1 protein-coding gene and 1 pseudogene are annotated in these 1,332 nt (G+C 69.7%); both read right to left on the reverse strand.

Translation table 11 applies throughout. From position 1 onward, the window contains the following. Positions 1-601, reverse strand: a pseudogene (locus RT567_RS16920) (lytic transglycosylase domain-containing protein); the annotation flags it as partial. A 152-nt stretch (positions 602-753) separates the two neighbouring features. Continuing rightward, a partial coding sequence (locus RT567_RS16925; RefSeq protein ID WP_313577345.1) for a uracil-DNA glycosylase occupies positions 754-1,332 on the reverse strand: 579 nt, incomplete at its 5' end.

Here is a 1,332-nt window from a genome sequence, read left to right on the forward strand (position 1 = left end):
CGACGTGCTCGAAGGCCAGGAAGGCGTCGGCGTGCTGCTCCATGCGCCAGGCGGCCAGGCCCGCCGTCCACCAGTCGCCGATCTGCTGGCCCGTGGCGTAGGCGCCGGCCAGGTCGTCGTTGTTCAGGGCCACGCGCGCGGCCTTGGCCGGATCGTTGACGCCGCCGTCGCCAGAGCCTGAGCCCGAGCTGGTCAGGCTGGCCCAGGTGCGGGTCAAAAGGCCGCCGGGTCGCTTGGGTTCGGTCGCGCCGTCGGGCAGGCGCCGCATCGCCAGAGTATAGACCCGCTCGGCCATCGGCAGGTCGGAATAGGTTTCGAGCCAGGCCGCCAGTTCGTCATAGGTGGCGACGTGGCTGGGGTGGAACAGGCGCTCGAACTCGACCTGACCCAGCAGGACGCGGTCCTTGGCCTGACGCGCCGAGGCGCGGGCCAGCTCCAGGTCGCCGCGACGCAGGGCGTCGAACGCCGTGGTGTAGCTGAGCCGGTCCTCGCTGCTCAGCGCCGTAGGCGAAGGCGAGGCGTCTGCGCCAGCATCCGCACGGGCGTCGGCATAGGGTCGGGAGGTGTCGACATCTTCAGCCTGGGCGAGGGGCGCAGCCATGGCGCAAAGCGCGAAGGCGAACAGGGACGCATGACGCGCCCGACGGATAGAATACATGACGCGGCGGCCCCCTTCGTCGGCGTCGGCCCCGTCTCGATTCGGGATTCTACGACGCTCTGCGGACTGGTCTCCAAGGGGGCAGGATGCCTGAATCAGGCGCTCGGCTCAACCACTTCACCGCGCAGGCGAGCGGACAAATCTAGAATGTCCTTCCAAACCAAACCCTTGGCTTGCGGCTGACGCAGCAGGAAGGCGGGGTGGAGGGTGGCTATGACCGGGGCGGCGATTCCGTCCTCTGACAATCGCCATTCGCGCCACTGGCCGCGCGTGCGCATGATGCCGTCGTCGGTCTTCAGCACGGCCTTGGCTGCGGCGGCCCCGACCAGCAGCACGGCCTTGGGCTTCAGCAGGGCCGCGGCGCGCTCGACGAAGGGGGCGCAGACCGCCTGTTCCTGCGGCGTCGGGGTGCGGTTGCCGGGCGTCTTCCAGAAGACGGTATTGGTGATGAAGGCCTCGTCCAGCAGGCCCGCCGCCGTCAGGATGCGGTCCAGCAACTGCCCGGCCTGACCGACGAAGGGCTGGCCGCGCACATCCTCTTCGGCGCCGGGGCCTTCGCCGACGACCATCAGCGATCCTTGCGGATTGCCGCGCGCGAAGACGGATTGACGGGCGCCCATGGCGCGCAGGGGGCAGCCCTCGAAGGCGGCGATGGCCTCGGCCAGTTCGTCCAG

Origin of the sequence: Brevundimonas sp. (assembly GCF_032107865.1) — a bacterium.
Classification (GTDB): domain Bacteria; phylum Pseudomonadota; class Alphaproteobacteria; order Caulobacterales; family Caulobacteraceae; genus Brevundimonas.